The 19,462-nt window shown below is 67.9% G+C and carries 19 protein-coding genes and 1 riboswitch; of the genes, 11 read left to right on the plus strand and 8 right to left on the minus strand.

The window, feature by feature from the left end; genetic code table 11:
• Positions 1-5: 5 nt before the first annotated feature.
• From xerC to HV793_RS08730, 5 genes are read right to left on the minus strand one after another with little or no spacing between them, the layout of a single operon-like run.
• On the minus strand, positions 6-1,001 hold the full coding sequence (xerC, locus tag HV793_RS08710; protein WP_054457032.1) for a tyrosine recombinase XerC: 996 nt from the start codon (positions 999-1,001) through the stop codon (positions 6-8).
• A gap of 20 nt (positions 1,002-1,021) precedes the next feature.
• A complete protein-coding gene (locus tag HV793_RS08715; protein ID WP_054457030.1) occupies positions 1,022-1,699 on the minus strand; it encodes a DUF484 family protein in 678 nt (225 codons plus the stop codon).
• Between the two features lie 3 nt (positions 1,700-1,702).
• Positions 1,703-2,614 carry a diaminopimelate epimerase gene (gene dapF, locus HV793_RS08720; protein WP_125471156.1) on the minus strand — a complete coding sequence of 304 codons (912 nt, stop codon included), beginning with the start codon at positions 2,612-2,614 and terminating at the stop codon, positions 1,703-1,705.
• A gap of 21 nt (positions 2,615-2,635) precedes the next feature.
• The gene (locus HV793_RS08725; protein WP_175212996.1) at positions 2,636-3,526 is read right to left on the minus strand and encodes a lysophospholipid acyltransferase family protein; all 891 of its coding nucleotides are present in this window, start codon (positions 3,524-3,526) and stop codon (positions 2,636-2,638) included.
• A gap of 34 nt (positions 3,527-3,560) precedes the next feature.
• Positions 3,561-4,427 carry a lysophospholipid acyltransferase family protein gene (locus HV793_RS08730; RefSeq protein WP_054457024.1) on the minus strand — a complete coding sequence of 289 codons (867 nt, stop codon included), beginning with the start codon at positions 4,425-4,427 and terminating at the stop codon, positions 3,561-3,563.
• A gap of 278 nt (positions 4,428-4,705) precedes the next feature.
• On the opposite strand from HV793_RS08730, the gene metK reads away from it, so the two are divergent.
• Complete coding sequence (gene metK, locus HV793_RS08735) at positions 4,706-5,869, plus strand: methionine adenosyltransferase (protein ID WP_059374170.1); 1,164 nt, start codon at positions 4,706-4,708, stop codon at positions 5,867-5,869.
• Positions 5,870-5,939: 70 nt separating this feature from the next.
• Here the strand turns inward: metK and HV793_RS08740 are convergent, their stop codons facing one another.
• On the minus strand, positions 5,940-7,367 hold the full coding sequence (locus HV793_RS08740; RefSeq protein ID WP_054457019.1) for an amidase: 1,428 nt from the start codon (positions 7,365-7,367) through the stop codon (positions 5,940-5,942).
• A 79-nt stretch (positions 7,368-7,446) separates the two neighbouring features.
• Positions 7,447-8,763 (minus strand): MFS transporter, encoded by a 1,317-nt coding sequence (locus tag HV793_RS08745; protein WP_054457017.1) that lies wholly within the window; start codon positions 8,761-8,763, stop codon positions 7,447-7,449.
• A gap of 81 nt (positions 8,764-8,844) precedes the next feature.
• Here HV793_RS08745 and HV793_RS08750 point away from each other — a divergent pair, with 81 nt between their 5' ends.
• A complete protein-coding gene (locus HV793_RS08750) occupies positions 8,845-9,849 on the plus strand; it encodes an Lrp/AsnC family transcriptional regulator (protein ID WP_175162358.1) in 1,005 nt (334 codons plus the stop codon).
• 39 nt (positions 9,850-9,888) lie between these two features.
• Here HV793_RS08750 and HV793_RS08755 read toward each other — a convergent pair whose 3' ends face one another.
• A complete protein-coding gene (locus HV793_RS08755; protein ID WP_054457013.1) occupies positions 9,889-10,812 on the minus strand; it encodes a LysR family transcriptional regulator in 924 nt (307 codons plus the stop codon).
• A gap of 125 nt (positions 10,813-10,937) precedes the next feature.
• Here HV793_RS08755 and HV793_RS08760 point away from each other — a divergent pair, with 125 nt between their 5' ends.
• From HV793_RS08760 to metF, 9 genes are all read left to right on the plus strand, one after another.
• A complete protein-coding gene (locus HV793_RS08760; protein ID WP_054457011.1) occupies positions 10,938-11,918 on the plus strand; it encodes a Bug family tripartite tricarboxylate transporter substrate binding protein in 981 nt (326 codons plus the stop codon).
• Positions 11,919-11,954: 36 nt separating this feature from the next.
• On the plus strand, positions 11,955-13,376 hold the full coding sequence (leuC, locus tag HV793_RS08765; RefSeq protein WP_175212997.1) for a 3-isopropylmalate dehydratase large subunit: 1,422 nt from the start codon (positions 11,955-11,957) through the stop codon (positions 13,374-13,376).
• Complete coding sequence (gene leuD, locus HV793_RS08770; protein WP_175212998.1) at positions 13,373-14,020, plus strand: 3-isopropylmalate dehydratase small subunit; 648 nt, start codon at positions 13,373-13,375, stop codon at positions 14,018-14,020. Before leuC ends, leuD begins: the two co-directional genes overlap by 4 nt.
• Positions 14,017-14,904 carry an alpha/beta fold hydrolase gene (locus tag HV793_RS08775; protein WP_175212999.1) on the plus strand — a complete coding sequence of 296 codons (888 nt, stop codon included), beginning with the start codon at positions 14,017-14,019 and terminating at the stop codon, positions 14,902-14,904. The genes leuD and HV793_RS08775 overlap by 4 nt, the downstream gene beginning before the upstream one ends.
• Positions 14,905-15,015: 111 nt before the next feature.
• Positions 15,016-15,252, plus strand: a complete 237-nt coding sequence (locus HV793_RS08780) for a DUF1289 domain-containing protein (RefSeq protein ID WP_054457003.1) — start codon at positions 15,016-15,018, stop codon at positions 15,250-15,252.
• Between the two features lie 78 nt (positions 15,253-15,330).
• A complete protein-coding gene (locus HV793_RS08785) occupies positions 15,331-16,437 on the plus strand; it encodes a glycosyltransferase family 4 protein (RefSeq protein ID WP_175213000.1) in 1,107 nt (368 codons plus the stop codon).
• Positions 16,438-16,472: 35 nt separating this feature from the next.
• Positions 16,473-16,608, plus strand: a riboswitch (S-adenosyl-L-homocysteine riboswitch).
• A gap of 100 nt (positions 16,609-16,708) precedes the next feature.
• Positions 16,709-18,127 (plus strand): adenosylhomocysteinase, encoded by a 1,419-nt coding sequence (gene ahcY / locus HV793_RS08790; protein WP_054457001.1) that lies wholly within the window; start codon positions 16,709-16,711, stop codon positions 18,125-18,127.
• A 120-nt stretch (positions 18,128-18,247) separates the two neighbouring features.
• Positions 18,248-18,583 carry a phage holin family protein gene (locus HV793_RS08795; protein WP_006389784.1) on the plus strand — a complete coding sequence of 112 codons (336 nt, stop codon included), beginning with the start codon at positions 18,248-18,250 and terminating at the stop codon, positions 18,581-18,583.
• Positions 18,583-19,431, plus strand: a complete 849-nt coding sequence (gene metF, locus HV793_RS08800) for a methylenetetrahydrofolate reductase [NAD(P)H] (protein ID WP_054456999.1) — start codon at positions 18,583-18,585, stop codon at positions 19,429-19,431. The genes HV793_RS08795 and metF overlap by 1 nt, the downstream gene beginning before the upstream one ends.
• Positions 19,432-19,462: the final 31 nt, after the last annotated feature.

The raw sequence follows: 19,462 nt of genomic DNA on the forward strand, positions 1-19,462 counted from the left end.
CGCGTTCAGGATTTGCGTCCGGCCCGAGGATGCGCCTGGTCGTAGGCGCGGGCCAGGTGCTGGAAATCCAGCCGCGTATAGATCTGCGTGGTGGAGATGTTGGCGTGGCCCAGCATTTCCTGCACCGCGCGCAGGTCCTGCGCGGATTGCAGCACATGGCTGGCGAAGCTGTGGCGCAGCACGTGCGGGTGCACGTGCGTGGGCACGCCGGCCTGCTGCGCGATGCGCGCGAGCTGCAGCTGCACCACGCGCGGCGAGATGCGCCGACCGCGCGCGCCCAGGAACAACGCGGCTGCGTCCTCGGGCTGCGCCGTGAAGGGCGTGAGCTGCGGGCGCGCCGCGATCCATTTGCGCAGGGCGGCCAGAGCCGCCTGGCCCACCGGCACCGAGCGGCGCTTGCCGCCCTTGCCCAGCACGATGACCTCGGCCTCTTCCAGGCTCAGCCAGCCGCGCGATTCGTAATTGCCGGAGCGTTCATAGCGCAGGTCCAGCCCGACCAGCTCCGACAGCCGCAGGCCGCTGGAATAGAGCAGTTCGAACATGGCCTGGTCGCGCAGCGCCGCGGGTTCGTTCGCCACTTGCGCGGGCGCGCGGTCCAGCAAGGCCTGGGTCTGCTCCACGGACAGGGCCTTGGGCAGGCCGCGCGGCGCCTTGGGGGCGCGCACGCCGGCCACCGGATTGCCGGCCAGCTCGATGGCCGGGGCCCACCATTGATAGAAGCCACGCCAGGCCGCCAGCGTGCGCGCCAGGCTGCGGGGCCCGCGGCCCTGGGCATGCAGGCGCGCCACGAACTGGCGGATGTGGCCGTTGCCGATCTTGTCCAGCGGCAGCTTGGCCTGCTCGGCAAGTTCGCGCAGGAAATGCAGTTCGCGGCGATAGCCGTCCAGTGTGTGGGGCGAGTAGCGCCGGTTGGTTTCCAGATGGCGCAGCCAGGCGCTCATGGCGTCCGGCAGGGGAGTATCGGGCGGGGCCGCGTCTTGCGCTTGCGTGGCTGTCGGCATGGCGTCCGCCCGTGTCACCGCTAGGCCTTGGGCGAGGCCGGATTCAGGCGATGCAGCGCCGCGGAAGCCAGCTGGCCGATGGATTCCAGGAAGGTCGTGCCCATTTCAGGCGTGAAGCGCTCGGCGTCGTCCGAACCCAGCACCAGCAGGCCGACGGCGGGGCCGTCCGCTTCCAGGCGTAGCGGCACCAGCGCCAGCGACTTGGGCTTGGCATCCAGCCAGCCGGCCGCTTCGAATTCGGTGTCGGTGCCGCAGTACGGCGTCTTCAGGCTGTCGGTAAAGGTGCGTACGTCCTGCGTGACGGGTTCGCCGTAGCCGGTTGCGGGCAGTTCCGACAGGTCCCACAGGCGCAGCGCCACATGGTTCAGCTCGAACTGTTCGGCCAGCCCCAGGGCGATTTCGCCTGGTACATGCTGCGGATCGCATTCGGACAGCAGGCGGCAGCACCACTTGGCCACATGGGTGCCGATGCTTTCGTTGGCGGTGGCGTTGCGCACGAGTTCGTTCAGGCGCCATTCGAGTTCGCGGTTGCGCTCGCGCAGCGTCAGGATCTGGCGTTCGCCCAGCGAAATGGCGCGCGAGCCATGCGGATGCGGCACCTGCAACGTGGCGAAGACGTCAGCGTGATCGTCGAAGAAGCCGGGGTTCTCTTGCAGGAAATCAGCGACGTCCTGAGCGGTAATAGCGGTATCAGTCATGGCTTATCGGTTCAGCCCCATGGAGAAGACGAGCTTGTCGATATCGACCTGCCCCGTGAAGACGGACTCGGCAGGGCCGGTCATGCGCAATTGCTCGCCGTTCCAGGCGACGGTCAGCACGCCGCCGCGCGCTTGCACGCGCACCGGCGAGTCCAGCAGGCCGCGGCGGATGCCGGCCGCGACGGCGGCGCAGGCGCCCGTGCCGCAGGCCAGGGTTTCGCCGGCGCCGCGTTCGAACACGCGCAGGCGGATGTTGTTGCGATCCACGATTTGCATGAAGCCGGCGTTGACGCGGCGCGGGAAGCGCGGATGGGTTTCGATCAGGGGACCGAGAACGGACACGGGCGCGGTGTCGACGTCGTCCACCACCTGCACGGCGTGCGGATTGGAAATCGCCACGGCGGACAGCGCGACGGTGCGCGGCAGGCCGGCGGGCGCGTCCAGTTCCAGTTCCCACAGCGTGTCCTGGCCTTCGACCCGCGAGGCGAGGCCAGCGGTGTCGAACGGCAGCGCGGCGGGCTCGAAGCGCGTGCTGCCCATGTCGACGGTGACCTGCTCGTCGTCGCCCTGATCCAGCACCAGGATGCCGGTGGCGATTTCGGCGCGCAGCGGGTTGCGGTCGGACAGGCCCTGCTCGTGCACGAAGCGCACGAAGCAGCGCGCGCCATTGCCGCAGTGCTCGACCTCGCTGCCGTCGGAATTGAAAATGCGGTAACGGAAATCGGCATCGGGCCGGGTCGCGCGTTCGACCAGGAGGATCTGGTCGGCGCCGATGCCGAAATGCCGGTCGCCCAAGGCGCGGGCGCGCTCGGGCGTCATTTCGATGGTCTGGCGGACCCCGTCGAGCACGACGAAATCGTTGCCCGCGCCATGCATTTTGGTGAAGTTCCAGTTCATCACTGGATTATCGCCCATATTGGGGCGCGAGCTGCGGACTCAGTAGAGTTTGGGTTCGCCCGGCGGACGGGTCTTGAAGCGGCGATGGACCCAGTAGTACTGGCTGGGGCAGCGGCGCACCCAGGATTCCAGCTCGCGGTTCAGGCGCGCGGTGGCGTCTTCCAGCGATTCGGTCCCGGGGAAGTCGGCCAGCGGCGGCAGCACTTCGACGTGGTAGCGGCCGGTATCCGGGTTCCAGAAGTCCAGGATGGGCAGCACGGCGGCATCCCATTTCTTGGTCAGCTGGGCGGTGGCGAGCAACGTCGCCGCAGGCACGCCGAAGAACGGCGCGAAGATGGCGCCCTGGCGGCCGAAGTCCATGTCCGGCAGGTAGTAGACGGGGCGGGGCTCACGCAGGTGGCGGATCAGGTCGCGCACGCCGTCCTTGCGGCTGACCAGAAAGACCTCGTTGAAGCGCTTGCGGCCGGCGGCCACGATGGCGTCGACCTGGGGGTCGCTTTGGGGCGTGTACATGGTGGCGGCGCTGGGCACCTCCATGGTGAGCCGCGTCGCGGCCGCGTCCAGCCCGATGAAATGGGGCGCCAGCAGGATGACCGGGCGGCCCTGCGCGGTCAGCGCGTTGATGCGGTCCGCGCCAGTTTGCGTAACCATGTCTTTGATGGCTTCGGGCGTGCCGTACCAGAGCACGCCGCGGTCGACGATGGATTGCGCCAGCGCGCGGAAATGGTCCGCGACCCACTGTTCGCGCACGTGTTCCGGCTGGTCGGGAAAGCACAGTTCCAAATTGCGGCGCACGATGCGGGCGCGCGACTTGGCCAGCCGCGGGGCCAGCCAGCCGAGGGTTGCGCCGATGCGCTGCCGGGTCGACGGCTTGATGCGGCCGAACCATTTCAACAGGGATGTCAGCGCGCGCGTTTTGAAATCAGTCATGGTCGGTAATAGGGAGCGGACAGGGCGCGGCGGTTCAGCTTGCCGGAGTAGCAGCGTCGGCGGCGGGAGCCGGCGGCGCGCCGCGCGGCGTCTTGTAGCGGTTGTAGCTCCAGAGGTATTGCTCCGGGCAGCGGCGGATCAGCGTTTCCATGGCGGCGTTGAGCAGCGCGGCCTGCTCGGCGGCGTCGGCGGGCAGCGGCTCGGGCACGCGCACATAGTGGATGCGCCAGCCCCGGCCTCCCGGCAGTCGTTCGCCTGCGGTCAGGATGATGGGCACGCCCGTCTGCGTGGCCAGCTTGCCGGGGAGCGTCATGGTGTAGGCCATGCGCCCGAAGAACGGCGCCCAGACGCCGTCGCCCACGCTGGGCGCCTGGTCGGGCAGCATGCCGACGGATTCGCCGCGGCGCAGGGCGCGCACGAATTCGCGCACTCCCTGCATGGTGGCCGGCACGGCGTTGACGGCCGAGGTGTTGCGCGCGGTTTCCAGCAGCGGGGCCAGGACGTCCTTGCGCGGCGGCCGGAACATGACGGTCATGGGCATCTGGCGGGCCAGGTAGCGCGCGGTGATCTCGAAGCAGCCCAGATGCGGCGTCAGGAACAGGATGCCGCGGTTCTCGGCGCGGGCCGCGCTGACCACGTCGTTGTCGTCCGAGATCACCTGGGCCAGGCTTTGTTCATTGCGGAACCAGACCCGCGGGCTCTCCAGGATCATGGCGCCGATTTCGCCCGCCGCGCGTCGCGCGAAGGCCGGATCGGGGTAGCCGGCCTGGGCCGCGTTGGCCTGCAGCCGCCGGCGATACTTGCCCGGCCAGGCGTAGATCGCACGCCCGGCCAGCCGCCCCACGGCATGCGCGACGGAAAGGGGCAGGGCGGCGAATGATCTGAACAGGAAGAGCAGCATGCGGCAGAAAAATGGGACGGACAGAAAGTGCGCCTGGGTCTGGGGCTATATGCATACGTCCCCCAGCTTTGGCGGCAGAACCGCATTTTCGCTTAAAATAGCGCAGTCGCCGAGTTAACCGACAACTTGCGGGGCGACGGCAAGGGTACAGCGCTTTGCGCGCCTCTTGCCAAATCCGCTAAAGCGTCGCGCCCAGATTTGCGTATGTCTTGCGGTCAGGGGTGCAACGCGCCTCGTGAACCTATGCGCCGGCAACGCCGGCCACCAAGGACGCATCTGTGGCCAACAACGACTTTCTCTTTACTTCCGAATCCGTCTCCGAAGGGCACCCCGACAAGGTTGCCGACCAGATCTCCGACTCGATCCTGGACGCGATCTTCACGCAGGACCCGAATGCGCGCGTCGCAGCCGAGACCCTCTGCAACACTGGTCTGGTAGTGCTGGCTGGCGAAATCACCACCACCGCCAACGTCGACTACATCCAGGTCGCGCGCGACACGATCCGCCGCATCGGCTACGACAACACCGAATACGGCATCGACTACAAGGGCTGCGCGGTGCTGGTCGCCTACGACAAGCAGTCGCCGGATATCGCCCAGGGCGTGGACCGCAGCTCCGAGGACTACCTGAACCAGGGCGCGGGCGACCAGGGCCTGATGTTCGGCTATGCCTGCGACGAAACCCCCGACCTGATGCCGGCCCCGATCTGGTACGCGCACCGCCTGGTGCAGCGCCAGAGCGAACTGCGCAAGGACGGCCGTCTGCCGTGGCTGCGTCCCGACGCCAAGTCGCAGGTGACGTTCCGCTACATCGACGGCCGCCCGGCTGAAGTCGACACCGTTGTGCTGTCGACCCAGCACGCGCCCGAGGTCTCGCAAGAGACCATCCGCGAAGCGGTGATCGAAGACATCATCAAGCCCAGCTTCCCCGAAGGCCTGATCACGCCGCAAACGAAGTTCCTGGTCAACCCGACCGGCCGCTTCGTCATCGGCGGTCCGCAAGGCGATTGCGGCCTGACCGGCCGCAAGATCATCGTCGACACCTACGGCGGCGCATGCCCGCACGGCGGCGGCGCGTTCTCGGGCAAGGATCCTTCCAAGGTCGACCGCTCGGCCGCCTACGCCGCCCGCTACGTGGCCAAGAACATCGTGGCCGCCGGCCTGGCGCGCCAGTGCCAGGTGCAGGTCAGCTACGCCATCGGCGTGGCCGAGCCCATCAACATCACCGTCTACACGGAAGGCACGGGCGTCATCCCCGACGACCAGATCGCCAAGCTGGTGCGCGAGCACTTCGATCTGCGTCCGAAGGGCATCGTCAACATGCTGGATCTGCTGCGCCCGATCTACGCCAAGACCGCGGCCTATGGCCACTTCGGCCGTTCCGAGCCGGAATTCTCGTGGGAAGCCACGGACAAGGTGCAGGCGCTGAAGAAGAGCGCGTAACCTTCCTGGCGCTTGAATAAGAAAAGCCCCCGCGAAAAAACGCGGGGGCTTTTTCATTGCGGCAGGGACCTTACAGTCCCCAGGCCGACAGGTCGGGCCGGCGCAGCTTAGGCGCCAGCACCGGCTCCAGCGCCGCGGCGCAATCCAGCATTGCCGCGTCGCCGCCTGCCGGCGCCAGCAACTGCACCGCCATGGGCATGCCTTCGGCATCGAAGCCCACGGGCAGCGAGATGGCGGCCGCGCCCAGGAAGTTGGCGGGACGCAGCAGCTTGCCCAGTCCGGCGTGGCGCGTATCGTCGGCGTCCAGCGCTTGCGCGGCCTGGTCGCAGGCGGGCATCAGCAGGGCGTCCAGGCCTTGCATCGCTTGCGCGAACGCGGCCATGTCGGCGGCGCGGCGTTGCAGCGCGGCTTCGTAGTCGGCCTGCGCGATGCGGCCGCCGGCCGCGATGCGCTTGCGCACCACTTCCCACAGCGGCGTGGCCGGGTCTTCGGCCAGCGCGCCGTAATAGCGGTAGGCCTCATAGGCCAGCACCAGCGAGTTGTCGTCGGCCATGCGGGCAAAGGACAGGGCCGCGGGCGGATGCCAGGGCGTGGGCGTGTAGCCGGCCCGCGCCAGGTTTTCCTCGGCTTCGCGCCAGGCCCGCAGGCCGGCGTCGGCCAAGGAAGCGGGCCAGGCGTCGGGCGCCAGTACCGCCACCGGACCGGGGGCGCGCGCGGCGGGCTGGCGCAAGGCGGCGATGGCGCTTGCGGGAAATTCCAGCGTGGCCGCGTCGCCGATGTCGGGGCCGGCCAGCAGTCGGGTGAGCAGCCGGGCATCCGCCACCGTGCGTGTGATCGGACCCAGCACGTCCAGCGTGTCCGACAAGGGCAGACAGCCGGCGCGGCTGATCACGCCGGTGGACGGCTTGTAGCCCACCAGGCCATTCAGAGCCGCCGGCGCGCGCACCGAGCCGCCGGTGTCGCCACCCAGCGCCAGCGGCGCCAGGCCCGCGGCCACGGCCACGCCGGCGCCGCTGGACGAGCCGCCCGGCGCGCGCGCCGTCTGCGCGTCCCAAGGGTTGCGCGCCGTGCCTTGGGTGGGGTTCTGGCCCGACAGGCCAAAGGCGAACTCGGTCATGCGGGTCTTGCCCAGCACCACCATGCCTTGGGCGGCCAGCTTGTGCAGCGGCACCGCCGTTTCACCGCTGATCCGGCCTTGCAAGGCAAGCGAACCCAGGCTGGCGCTGACGCCGTCCCATTGCACGCTGTCCTTCACCGCCACGGGCACGCCGTGCAGGGGACCCAGCACAATGCCCGCGGCCAGCAGGCGGTCGGCGGCGTCGGCCTGGGCCAGCGCGCGCTCGGCCGTGACTTCACTGTAGGCAGCCAGCGCGGGGGCGCGCTCGATGCGGTCCAGGAAGTGGGTGGTGACCTGGCGCGAACTCAGTTCGCGCCGGCGGATGGCGCCGGCCAGGGCCTGGGCGTCTTGGAAGTGCAGGGCGGTGTCTAGTGCTGGCATGGGTCTCATCGGAAAAGAAAAAGCTTTCCGGTCCCGCGGGAACCGGAAAGCGCTATTGCGTGACGTTCGTTCTCTCTGCTTACTTCAGGCTCTGGCCCTTGGTTTCCGGCATGCGGATGAAGGTGATCAGGGTGATCACGGCGCCCGCCAGCACGTAGTAGAAGAACCAGCGCTCCATGCCCTTGCTTTGCAGCCAGGTCAGCAGGTAGGGCGTGGTGCCGCCTAGCAGGGCCACGACCAGGTTGTACGGCGTGCCGATGCCGACGGCGCGCACGCTGGTGGGGAACTGTTCCGACATGATGGCCGGCGCGATCGAGGTGTACATGGCGTACAGCACCAGGCCGAACAGCTCCACCGCCAGGATCGAACCGAACGACGGGCCCAGCGTGGTCATCAGCGGATAGAAGAACACCAGGTAGCCGGCGGCGAAGAAGATCAGCTGCGGCTTGCGGCCGATGCGGTCGGACAGGATGCCGAACAGCGGCTGCACCAGCATGAACACGATCAGCGCGACGGTGTTGGCGGCGAACGCGGTCTTTGGGTCGGCATGCACCTGGCGGATGGCGTAGGTGGGCACGTAGGCCACGAAGATGTAGAACGCGAACGTGGTCAGGATGGAGAAGCCCACGATGCGCAGCACTTCACGCGGATGGTCGCGCAGCAGCGTGCGCAGCGGCTGCTTTTCGACGCCAGCCTTCTTGGCGTGCGAGAACGCTTCGGTCTCCGGGATCGAGCGGCGGATCCACATGCCGGCCAGGCCGCCCAGCGCGCCCAGGAAGAACGGAATGCGCCAGCCCCAGGCGGCCATCTCGACCTTGGTCAAGGTCGAGGTCAGCACCCAGCCGATGGCCGAGGCGGCCAGGATGCCCACGGCGGCGCTGAAGAACACGAAGCTGGAATAGAAGCCGCGCTTGTTGGGCGGCGCCATTTCCGCCAGGAAGGTCGTGGCCGAGGCATACTCTCCGCCCAGCGACAGGCCTTGCAAGAGGCGCGCAGCGGTCAGCAGCAACGGAGCGGCCAGGCCGATGGAGGCGTAGGTGGGGGTGACGGCGATGATCAGCGAGCCGCCGGCCATCATCAGGATGGTCAGGCCCAGCGCGGCCTTGCGGCCGTAGCGGTCGGAGAAGATGCCCAGCAGCCAGCCGCCCACCGGGCGCATGAAGAAGCCCACGGCGAAAATGCCGAAGGTCGCCAGCAGGGCCGTGGTTTCATTGCCTTCGGGGAAGAACTGGCTGGAGAAGAAGATGGCGAAGGACGCGTAGATGGTCCAGTCGAACCATTCGACGGCATTGCCTACACTACCGGCCAGAATGGTGCGCGAGCGGGAAACGGGCGCGGTGCCGGCCGAGGCGGCTGCCCCCTGCGGCTTGCGCAGGGGCGCTGAAGTGCTGCTCATGAAAACCTCAAATAAGAATTTATTTTTGGTCAAAAAGACCGTTTAATTTTATGTTTTTATCAATGCGCGAACGTTAATTTAATGAATATGGACACGTCAAGTAAGGGTAAGCCCCTAGCTCCGGGGCTGGACGACACCGATCTCGCCTGTCTCATCGCGCTGCAGGCGGACCCGCGCGCGTCCTGGCGCGAGCTGGGAGCCGCCACCGGCATTCCCGAGCGCACTGTCGCGCGCCGCATCAAGCGCCTGATGGATGCCGATGCCCTGCGTGTCATCGCGGAACCCGATCCCCTGGCCACCGGCCGCGGCGTGGTGCTGCACGCCTGGGTGCGCTGCCGGTCGGGCCGTGTGCCCGAGGTGGCCGATCAGCTGGCGCGGCTGGACCTGAGCCAGCTGGTGGTCACGCTGGCCGGTTCGGCCGACCTGATGGCCGAGCTGACGCTGGCGGACGCGGCCGACATGCCGGACGTGGTCACGCGTGTGCTGCCGTCCATCGACGGGGTGGAGCACGTGGAGGCGCGGCTGGTGTTGCGGCCGTTCCGGCGCGCCGGCCAGTGGCGCATCCAGGCCCTGCCCGATGCGGCGGCGGCCGAGTCCGCCATGGCGCAGCCGCCCGCGGCGTTGACGGACGCCGAGCAGCGCATGGTGGCCTGGCTGATGCGTGATGGCCGCGCCAGCCTGGCCGAACTGGCCGAGCAGGCTGGCGTCAGTGAACCCACCGCGCAGCGTCTCTTGCACAACATGGTGGAGCGCCGCGCGCTGAGTTTCCGTGTGGAAGTGGAGCCGGCGCTGGTCGGCTTTCCGGTGGAGGCGGTTATCTCCGTGCAAGTGCGCCCTCAAGCCGTGGACGCGCTGGCCGCGCATCTGGCGCTGGATCCCAACACCCGCTGCCTGTTCGGCACCAGCGGCGCGTCGCAGCTGTTCTGGCACGTGCTGTGCCGCGACAGCCTGCACTTGTGGGACGTGGTGACGCGCCGCCTGGGCGAGCTGGATGGCGTGTTGAACAGCGAAGTCGGCGTGGTGATGCGGGCGCACAAGCGCTGCGGCATCGTGCGCGCCGGCGCGCGGCTGGGGGTGGACGCGTAGCGTTGCGTCCCCGTCAGTGCGGAATATGACGCGGCGTGTTCACCAGACCGCGTCGTCCGAACCCGGCGCGCGCAGATGCCGGGCGAAGCGCTGCGACAGGAACTCCACGAAAGCGATCGTCTTGGCCGGCAGGTTCAGGCGTTCGGGATACAGCGCGTGGATGTCCGCGGGCGGCGTGCGCCAGTCGGCCAGCACCGCGCGCAGGCGGCCGGCGCGCAGGTGCTCGGCCGTTTCCCATTCCGAACGCATGACGATGCCGTGACCGTCCAGCGCCCATTCCAGGGCGCTTTGCCCGTCGTTGGAACTGAGCGGACCGCGCACTTTCACGGTCTCCGCGCGCTGGCCCGATTCCAGCCGCCAGGTGCCGTAGGCCACGTCGTTCTCGCGCACCACGATGCAGCGGTGGCGTTGCAGGTCGCCCGGCGCGCGCGGCTCGCCATGGATTTCGAGGTAGCGCGGCGACGCGCACAGCAGCCGCCGATTGGAGGCGATCTTGCGCGCGGTCAGGCGCGCATCGGGCAGGTCGCCAAAGCGCACCGCCACGTCGAAGCCTTCCTCGATCAGGTTCAGCGGCCTGTCGGTCAGCCGCATCTGCACTTCCACTTCCGGGTACTGGCGGGCGAAGTCCGACACGGCGGGCACGATGTGGGCGCGGCCGAAGCCGAACGTGGCGTTCAGCCGCAGCAGCCCTTGGGGACGGGCGCGGGCGCTCGATACGGAACGTTCCAGCGCCTCCAGGTCCGTCAGGATGCGTGCGCCCTCGGCCAGATAAAGCTCACCTTCCTGCGTGACGCTGACCCGGCGGGTGGTGCGGTTCAGCAACCGCACGCCCAGGCGCTGCTCCAGCTTGGCCAGGCGCGTGCTGACCGCGGGCGGCGTCAGGCCCAGTTCGCGGGCGGTGGCGGACAGATTGCCGTGCTTCACTACCAGTGAGAAGAAGGCGAGATCGGAGAGGGCGTCCATGCGCTTATTTATAAACTGAATTTAATAAAGCTTTATCTGGATAAGCAATTATAAGAAGAAGACCCGCTTATACACTGGCCTCACCACTAAAGAGCCGCCTGCGCGGCCAACCGAGGAGACCAGGAATGAAGATCAACAAAGCGGCCGGCGTTCTATGCGCGGCCATTGCCGCATCCTGTTGGACCCAACCGGCCGCCGCCGCCGACGCCTTTCCCCAGCGCGCCGTGACGCTCATCGTGCCGTTCGCGCCCGGCGGCAGCGTGGATATCGCCGCGCGACTGATTTCGGACGCCTGGGGCCGCGCCCTGGGGCAGAGTGTCGTGGTGGAGAATCGCGCTGGCGCTTCCGGCAACATCGGCATGGCCGCAGTGGCGCGCGCGGAGCCCAACGGCTACACGCTGGCCGTCAACACCATGTCGCTGGCGATCAACCCGGCGCTGTTCCAGAACATGCCGTTCGACACGGCCAAGGACCTGCGTTCGGTCGGCACGATAGGAACGTCGCAGCACGTGCTGACGGTGACCAACCAGTTGCCCGTGGCCAATGTGAGCGAGCTGCTGGCCTATGTGCGCGCGCGGCCCGCCAACGACCTGAGCTTCGGTTCGGCAGGCACGGGCAGCACCTTCCACATGGCCGCGGAACTGTTCAAGTCGGTGTCCAAGACCCAGATCCTGCACGTGCCCTACAAGGGCGGCGGCCCGGCCATGGTGGACACCATCAGCGGCCAGGTGCAGATGAGCTTTCCGGTGCTGTCCGCAGCCAAGCCACAGGTCGACGGCAAGAAGCTCAAGGCGTTGGGCGTGACCGGCACCACGCGTTCGCCGCTCTTGCCCGACGTGCCCACCATCGCCGAGTCCGGGCTGCCCGGCTACGAGTTCAACACCTGGTTCGTGATCAGCGCGCCCGCGGGCACGCCGCAAGCCGTGATCGACACGCTGAACGCCAAGCTCGAACAAGCCCTGCGTTCGCCGGAGCTTGCGCAGCGCATGGGCCGCGAGGGCTTCGATCCGCTGATTTCCTCGCCCGCCAAGACGGACGCCATGGTAGCCGCCGAGATGACGCGCTGGGCCGGCATCGTCAAGGACGCCGGCATCCAGGCCAACTGACCGGGCCGCAAGACCCAACTACGAAGGACGCAAGACATGCCCGGCAAGACGCTGTACGACAAACTGGTGGCCAGCCATGAGGTGGCCCGGATCGACGACGAGCACATCCTGCTCTACGTCGACCTGCACATCATGAACGAATACACCAGCCCGCAGGCCTTCAGCGGCCTGGCCGCGCGCGGGCGCGGCGTACTGCGCCCCGGACAGCAGATGGCGGTGGTGGACCACATCATCCCCACGCATCCGGTGCCGGCGGCACTGCGCGTGATCGCCGACGACGCTTCGTCGCGCCAGGCGCTGAACCTCAAGCGCAATTGCGACGAGCAGGGCATCGCGCTGTTCGACACCACCGATCCGCTGCAAGGCATCGAACACGTGATCGCGCCCGAACATGGCATGGTGCTGCCGGGCATGGTGGTGCTGTGCGGTGACAGCCACACCACCACCTATGGCGCGCTGGGCGCGCTGGGCTTCGGCATCGGCACGTCCGAGGTCGAACACATATTGGCCACGCAGACGTTGGCGTACCGCGTGGCGCGCAACATGCGCATCCGCGTCGATGGCGCGCTGCCGGCCGGCGTCACCGCCAAGGACCTGGTGATCTGCGTCGTGCACCGCATCGGCGCGCAAGGCGCGCGCGGCCATGCGGTGGAGTTCTGCGGCGAGGCCATCGCCGCGCTGTCCGCCGAGGCCCGCATGACCTTGTGCAACATGACGGTGGAAGCCGGCGCCCGTGCCGCGCTGATCGCGCCGGACGCCACCACCGAGGCCTACGTCGCCGCGCATGCGCCCGAACTTCAAGGCGAGACGCTGGCCCAGGCCCGCGCCTATTGGGCCACGCTGCGCTCGGACGGGGACGCCGTGTTCGATACCGAGCACGTGCTGGATGCCGCCGCGATCGCGCCCTTCGTCACCTGGGGCACCAGCCCGGACCAGGCCATGCCGGTGGATGGCGTGGTGCCGGACCCGCAGGCCGAGCCCGACGCGCTGGCCCGCCTGGCGCTGGAGAAGGCCATGGACTACATCGGCCTGACGCCGGGTACGCCGATAGCCGGCGTGCCGATAGACCGCGTGTTCATCGGCTCCTGCACCAACGGACGCATCGAGGATCTGCGCGCGGCGGCAGCCGTGGTGCGCGGCCGCAAGGTGGCCGCCGGCGTGCGGGCCATGGTGGTGCCCGGATCGGGTGCGGTGCGCGCACAGGCCGAGGCCGAAGGCATTGCGGCGCAATTGATCGAGGCCGGCTTCGAATGGCGCCAGCCTGGCTGTTCCATGTGCCTGGCCATGAACGACGACGTGCTCAGCCCGGGCGAGCGCTGCGCCTCCACCACCAACCGCAATTTCGAAGGCCGGCAGGGGCGCGCGGGCCGCACGCACCTGATGTCTCCGGCGATGGCCGCCGCCGCCGCGCTGGCTGGCCGCATTGTCGACGTCCGCGTCTGGGAGCAACACGCATGACCGCAACCATCGAGGGCGTTGCCGCGCCGCTGCCTTTTTCCAATCTGGACACCGACCAGATCATGCCCAAGCAGTTTCTGCGCATCATCGACAAGGCAGGGCTGGACCGCGGCCTGCTGCATGACCTGCGCTTTGATGCGGGCGGCGCGCTCAGGCCCGATTTCGTGCTGAACCAGCCCGCCTATGCCGGCGCGTCCATTGTGGTGGCGGGGCCGAATTTCGGCTGCGGCTCCAGCCGCGAGCATGCGGTGTGGGGCTTGCAGCAGTTCGGCATCCGCGCGGTGATCGCACCCAGCTTCGGCGAGATCTTCTACTTCAATGCTGTAAACAACGGCCTGCTGCTGATCAGCCTGGCGCCGGCCGAGATCGACGCCTTGCTCGCCAGGGTGTCCAATACGGCCACCAACCGCGTCAGCATCGATGTGGCGGCAGGGAGCGTCACCGCCATGGACGGCTGGACAGCGGCGTTCACGCTGCCAGAACGTCACCGCCGCATGTACGTGCAGGGGCAGGACATGGTGGGCGCCTCATTGCAGCAGCTGGACGAGGTGGAACGTTTCGAGGCCGGGCATTGGGCGCGGCACCCCTGGATGAAAGACCTGGCGCGCCGCGTGCGCGACCGCCTGGACCGAGAGGCCATATGACCGCATTCTTCGACCTGCCCGTGCGCCGCATCGCGGCCAACGGCATCGAGATCGCAGCCCGCGTCGACGGCGCTGGCCCGCCGTTGCTGTTGCTGCACGGCCATCCCCAGACCCACGCCATCTGGCATCGCGTCTGGCCGGAACTGACGCGCCACCGCACTTGCGTGGCGGCGGACCTGCGCGGCTACGGCGATAGCGACAAGCCTGCCGCAGCGCCGGGCCATTCTGCCCATTCCAAGCGCGAGATGGCGGCCGACATGATCGAGCTGATGCGCGCCCTGGGCCACGAGCGCTTCGAGGTGCTGGCGCACGACCGCGGCGCGCGCGTGGCGCACCGGCTGGCGCTGGACCATCCTGCCGCCGTCAGCCGCATGATGCTGCTGGACATCGCGCCCACGCTGGACATGTACGAAGGCACCACGCGCGCCTTCGCCCAGGCCTATTTCCACTGGTTCTGGCTGATCCAGCCGGCGCCGCTGCCCGAAACCATGATCCAGCGCGACCCGGTGTTCTACCTGCGTTCCGTGATGGGCGGACGGCCTGGCGGGCTGGCGCACTTTTCCGCCGAGGCCATGGCCGAGTACGAACGCGCGGCGCAATTGCCCGGCTGGGCCACGGGCATCTGCGAGGACTACCGCGCTTCCGCCACGCTGGACCTGGAGCACGACCGCGCCGGCCGGGAGGCCGGCGAACGCCTGCGCATGCCACTGCGTGCGCTGTGGGGCGAGCGCGGCGCGGTCGGCCGGAACTTCGACGTGCTGGCGCTGTGGCGCGCGATCGCCGACGAGGTGTCCGGAGGCCCGTTGCCGGGCGCGCACTATCTTGCGGAAGAGTGCCCGGACGCGCTGCTGGCGCAGGCCGGAGAGTTCTTCGGCTGGCGCTAGCGGCAGGGCTCGGCCCGCATGTAGCACCCCGCGCGCGGACAGGCATTCAAGTCCGGGCGGGGCATAGGGCCTTCTAAAAGGGGACGCACTGCCGGTGTTAACCTACGCCCGATGAATCAGCACCACGTCGACCTCTCCAAACTCCCCGACGCCGAAGACGCGCAACGCGCCTTCAAGGCTTCGGATTCGCCCTGCGTGGCCGTCTGCTCCACGCTGTTTGACGACATCTGCCGCGGCTGCGGCCGCACCGCCATGGAAGTCGCCAACTGGGTGTTCATGACGGAAGAGGAAAAGCGCGAAGTCTGGGTGCGCATCACGGCGCAAGGGTATCCCCGCCGCAACAACTAGCCGGCGGCCGCGCAGGCCGTCTTGGGCATGTCACATGGCGCGGGCTAAATCGCGCTATTGCCCACTTCCGGCTCCATCATGCGCATCGTCCTGGTCACGGATGCCTGGCATCCGCAAGTCAATGGCGTCGTCCGCACCTGGACGACCATGCAGCAGATCCTCGGAGAATGGGGCCACGAGCTGATCGTGGTGAACCCGCAGGGCAGCCGTACCGTGCCGGCGCCTTCGGAGCCCGACCTGCGGCTGTGTCTGCAGCCCGGCCGGCAATTGCGCCGCATCCTGGGCGACCTCGTGCCCGACGCCCTGCATATCGCCACCGAAGGTCCGCTGGGACTGGCCGCCCGCCGCATGGCGCTGGCGCGGGGCTGGCGCTTCACGACTTCGTTCCACACCATGTTCCCGGACTACCTGCAGGCGCGCATGGGCATCCCGGCGGCCTTGCCCTGGCGCTATCTGCGCTGGTTTCACCGGCCCTCGCAGCGGGTGCTGGTGCCGACGCCCACGGTGCGCGACGTGCTGGCGCGGCGCGGCCTCGCCAACCTGCAGATCTGGTCGCGCGGGGTGGACCCGCGCAAGTTCCTGCCGGGGGCGGGCGAGGCCTTCCCGGACCTGCCCCGTCCCGTATTCCTGAGCGTGGGCCGCGTGGCGCGCGAGAAGAATCTGGACGCCTTCCTGTCGCTGGACCTGCCGGGCAGCAAGGTAGTAGTGGGGGCGGGGCCGGATGAGGCGCGGCTGAAGAAGCGCTTTCCCGACGCGATTTTCCTGGGCATGCGGCAAGACGAAGCGCTGCCGGCGCTCTACGGGTCGGCCGACGCCTTTGTCTTCCCCAGCCTGACGGACACCTTCGGTCTGGTCATGCTGGAGGCCATGGCCTGCGGCACGCCGGTGGCCGCTTTCCGCAGCGAAGCGCCGCTGGCGGTGGTGACCCAGGGCGTCACCGGTTTCCTGGACGAAGACCTGGCCCATGCCTGCCGCTCGGCCCTGTCGCTGGACCGCCATGCGGTGCGCGAACATGCCCTGACGCGCAGCTGGGACTCGGTGGCCGCGACCCTGCTGGCTGCACTGGTGCCGCTGGATGGGAGCGCCCGCGGCGCGGAACATGCCGAGGCGTCGTGCGTCCTTGAAGGGGCCATGCTTGCGCGGCGGCCGGGTGGCGAAATGCCCGCCAGGGAGCCAGGGGTTTGATCCCTGGCGCACGGTTCCCGGGTACAATGCCCGGCAATCCTGAGGAGCGTTGCGACGACCCTGCGGTTCCCGCCAGCCGGCACGGCAAGCGGAGCCAGGCTCGCCAGGCTCAGGAATCCTTGTTCAAGCGGCGCGCCTTGCGCGGCGCTACAGCAACGGCGCTCACCTTTGTCGCATATGGCGGGAAAGGCGAGCACTCGACCTTCGTGGTGCCTTCGCGTTGTCCGGCCATATCCTGCGCCGTTCGTATTTCACGTGGAGCCTACACACCATGAACGCTGTGACCGATAAATCCTTCTCCGACTACCTCGTCGCCGACATGTCGCTGGCCGGCTGGGGCCGCCGCGAACTCGCCATCGCCGAAACCGAAATGCCCGGCCTGATGGCCATCCGCGAGGAATTCGCCGCCAAGCAGCCGCTCAAGGGCGCGCGCATCGCCGGCAGCCTGCACATGACCATCCAGACCGGCGTGCTGATCGAAACGCTGGTGGCCCTGGGCGCCGAAGTGCGCTGGGCCTCGTGCAACATCTTCTCCACGCAGGACCACGCCGCCGCCGCCATCGCCGCGTCGGGCACCCCGGTCTTCGCCGTCAAGGGCGAAACGCTGGAAGAGTACTGGCAGTACACCCACAAGATCTTCGAATGGCCCAATGGCGAAAACGCCAACATGATCCTGGACGACGGCGGCGACGCCACCTTGATGCTGCACCTGGGCACCAAGGCCGAGAAGGACATCTCGGTGCTGGCCAACCCGGGCAGCGACGAAGAGCGCATCCTGTTCGCCGCCATCAAGGAAACCCTCAAGCGCGATCCCAAGTGGTATTCGACCCGCCTGGCCCTGATCAAGGGCGTGACGGAAGAAACCACCACCGGCGTGCATCGCCTGTACCAGATGTCGCAAAAGGGCGAGCTGGCCTTTGCCGCCATCAACGTCAACGACTCGGTCACCAAGTCCAAGTTCGACAACCTGTACGGCTGCCGTGAATCGCTGGTCGACGGCATCAAGCGCGCCACCGACGTAATGGTCGCCGGCAAGGTTGCCGTCGTGGCCGGCTACGGCGACGTGGGCAAGGGCTGCGCCCAGGCGCTGGTCGCGCTGCGCGCCCAGGTCTGGGTCACCGAAGTCGATCCGATCTGCGCCCTGCAGGCTGCCATGGAAGGCTTCAAGGTCGTGACCATGGAAGAAGCCGCCGCGCACGGCGACATCTTCGTCACCGCCACCGGCAACTACCACGTCATCACGCGTGAGCACATGAACGCCATGAAGGACCAGGCCATCGTGTGCAACATCGGCCACTTCGACAACGAAATCGACGTCGCCAGCCTGGCCGACTGCAAGTGGGAAGAGATCAAGCCGCAAGTCGACCACGTCATCTTCCCGGACGGCAAGCGCATCATCCTGCTGGCCCAGGGCCGCCTGGTGAACCTGGGTTGCGCCACCGGCCACCCGTCGTTCGTGATGTCGTCGTCGTTCGCCAACCAGACCATCGCCCAGATCGAGCTGTTCACGCGCAACGAAGCCTACCAGTCGGGTCAGGTCTACGTGCTGCCCAAGCACCTGGACGAGAAGGTCGCCCGCCTGCACCTGAAGAAGCTGGGCGTGAAGCTCACGACGCTGCGCCAGGATCAGGCCGACTACATCAACGTGCCGGTCGAAGGCCCCTACAAGCCCGAGCACTACCGCTATTGATGGTTGTAGCAAAATAGGAAAGTGCCGCGCCATGCCGGCGCGGGCTTTCCGGTCCGCAGGACCCCTGTCGCGTACGTATCGCCGCGGCAGGGCCGGCGGGCTCACAACAGGAGATCGAACATGGCATTGATACTCGTCTGGATCCTGAACGCGGTGGCCCTGCTGGCCGTGGCCTACCTGCTGCCCGGCATCACCGTGGCCAGCTTCGGATCGGCGCTCATCGCCGCGCTGGTGCTGGGCCTGGTGAACATGCTGGTCAAACCGGTGCTGGTGCTGCTGACACTGCCCATCACGATCGTCACTCTCGGTCTCTTCCTCATCGTCATCAACGCCTTGTTGTTCTGGTTCGTCGGCTCCGTGCTGAAGGGCTTCCAGGTCAACGGGTTCTGGTGGGCCGTGGGCGGTGCGATCCTGTACAGCATCATCTCTGGCCTGCTCACGAAGCTGATCCCCTAATGTCTGACTCGACTACTCCCGCTTTCAGTCTGGAATTCTTCCCTCCGCGCGATCTGGCCGGCCAGGAGCGGCTGGTGCGCGCGGCCAAGCAGATGCTGGCCATCCAGCCCAAGTACGTCAGCGTGACCTTCGGCGCGGGCGGCTCCACCCGCGCCGGCACGGCGGACGCCGTGCGCACGCTGCGCAACCTGGGCTGCGAGGCGGCGCCGCACCTGTCGTGCGTCGGCGCCACGCGCCAGGATCTGCGGGACATCCTCCAGGCCTACAAGAACGAGGGCGTGCGGCGCGTGGTGGCCCTGCGCGGCGACCTGCCCTCGGGCATGGGCGGCGATGCGGGCGAACTGCGCTACGCCAACGAGCTGGTGTCGTTCATCCGCGAGGAAACGGGCGACTGGTTCCACATCGAAGTGGCGGCCTATCCCGAAATGCATCCCCAGGCGGCCAATCCCTCCGCCGACCTGAACCATTTCGTGAACAAGGTGAAAGCCGGCGCCGACGCCGCGATCACGCAGTACTTCTTCAACGCCGACGCCTACTTCGACTTCGTCGACCGGGCCCAGGCCAAGGGCGTGAACGTGCCCATCGTGCCGGGCATCATGCCCATCACGAACCACACGCAGCTGCTGCGCTTCTCGGAAATGTGCGGCGCGGAAGTGCCGCGCTGGATCCGCCTGCGCCTGGCCGAGTTCGGCGACGACAAGGCCTCCATCCGCGCCTTCGGCGTGGACGTGGTGACCGAACTGTGCCAGACGTTGCTGGACAACGGCGCGCCGGGCCTGCATTTCTACACCTTGAACCACGCGGAAGCGCCGCTGGCGGTGTGGAAGGAACTGTCCGTGCAGGCGTAACAGGCTGCACCCGCCAGAAAGGCCAAGCCCA

The sequence above is a fragment of the Achromobacter aegrifaciens genome (genome assembly GCF_902859965.1).
GTDB lineage: Bacteria > Pseudomonadota > Gammaproteobacteria > Burkholderiales > Burkholderiaceae_B > Achromobacter > Achromobacter aegrifaciens.

Coding starts and splice junctions, on each gene's coding strand:
- xerC (WP_054457032.1), bottom strand. CDS start 1,001: ATGCCGACAGCCACGCAAGCGCAAGACGCGGCCCCGCCCGATACTCCC.
- HV793_RS08715 (WP_054457030.1), bottom strand. CDS start 1,699: ATGACTGATACCGCTATTACCGCTCAGGACGTCGCTGATTTCCTGCAA.
- dapF (WP_125471156.1), bottom strand. CDS start 2,614: ATGGGCGATAATCCAGTGATGAACTGGAACTTCACCAAAATGCATGGC.
- HV793_RS08725 (WP_175212996.1), bottom strand. CDS start 3,526: ATGACTGATTTCAAAACGCGCGCGCTGACATCCCTGTTGAAATGGTTC.
- HV793_RS08730 (WP_054457024.1), bottom strand. CDS start 4,427: ATGCTGCTCTTCCTGTTCAGATCATTCGCCGCCCTGCCCCTTTCCGTC.
- HV793_RS08740 (WP_054457019.1), bottom strand. CDS start 7,367: ATGCCAGCACTAGACACCGCCCTGCACTTCCAAGACGCCCAGGCCCTG.
- HV793_RS08745 (WP_054457017.1), bottom strand. CDS start 8,763: ATGAGCAGCACTTCAGCGCCCCTGCGCAAGCCGCAGGGGGCAGCCGCC.
- HV793_RS08750 (WP_175162358.1), top strand. CDS start 8,845: ATGAATATGGACACGTCAAGTAAGGGTAAGCCCCTAGCTCCGGGGCTG.
- HV793_RS08755 (WP_054457013.1), bottom strand. CDS start 10,812: ATGGACGCCCTCTCCGATCTCGCCTTCTTCTCACTGGTAGTGAAGCAC.
- HV793_RS08760 (WP_054457011.1), top strand. CDS start 10,938: ATGAAGATCAACAAAGCGGCCGGCGTTCTATGCGCGGCCATTGCCGCA.
- leuC (WP_175212997.1), top strand. CDS start 11,955: ATGCCCGGCAAGACGCTGTACGACAAACTGGTGGCCAGCCATGAGGTG.
- leuD (WP_175212998.1), top strand. CDS start 13,373: ATGACCGCAACCATCGAGGGCGTTGCCGCGCCGCTGCCTTTTTCCAAT.
- HV793_RS08775 (WP_175212999.1), top strand. CDS start 14,017: ATGACCGCATTCTTCGACCTGCCCGTGCGCCGCATCGCGGCCAACGGC.
- HV793_RS08780 (WP_054457003.1), top strand. CDS start 15,016: ATGAATCAGCACCACGTCGACCTCTCCAAACTCCCCGACGCCGAAGAC.
- HV793_RS08785 (WP_175213000.1), top strand. CDS start 15,331: ATGCGCATCGTCCTGGTCACGGATGCCTGGCATCCGCAAGTCAATGGC.
- ahcY (WP_054457001.1), top strand. CDS start 16,709: ATGAACGCTGTGACCGATAAATCCTTCTCCGACTACCTCGTCGCCGAC.
- HV793_RS08795 (WP_006389784.1), top strand. CDS start 18,248: ATGGCATTGATACTCGTCTGGATCCTGAACGCGGTGGCCCTGCTGGCC.
- metF (WP_054456999.1), top strand. CDS start 18,583: ATGTCTGACTCGACTACTCCCGCTTTCAGTCTGGAATTCTTCCCTCCG.